The sequence below is a fragment of the Xenorhabdus santafensis genome, from assembly GCF_033949405.1.
Classification (GTDB): Bacteria; Pseudomonadota; Gammaproteobacteria; order Enterobacterales; family Enterobacteriaceae; genus Xenorhabdus; species Xenorhabdus santafensis.
Genome location: NZ_VCDN01000472.1, coordinates 1 through 276, shown reverse-complemented (window position 1 = coordinate 276; position 276 = coordinate 1). Strand labels below are relative to the sequence as shown.

Genomic DNA, 276 nt, shown 5'->3' with positions numbered 1-276 from the left:
GTCTGTTTCTTTCCATAGTTGTTTCGTTTTACATTAGCGAATGCAAGCAGCACCAACGATAATTAAAAGAATAAACAACACAACGATTAAGGCGAAGCCGCGTCCAGACCCGCCACAAGAACCGCCATAACCGTAGGAAGGATATGAACAAGTTGGATAGCAATATGAGTATCCGTACATGAGATGACCTCCTTTATCATTTCCCGCTAATACTGCGGTTACTATAATGTATGGAAGAGAGGGTAGAAATGTATAGGTATTTACCTAAAAAAGGAA

Annotated in this window: 1 pseudogene; it reads right to left on the bottom strand. The window is 40.2% G+C overall.

The features are described 5' to 3' along the window. Nucleotides 1–33: 33 nt before the first annotated feature. Nucleotides 34–114: pseudogene (locus FE392_RS23120) on the bottom strand (YjcZ family sporulation protein); the annotation flags it as partial. Nucleotides 115–276: the final 162 nt, after the last annotated feature.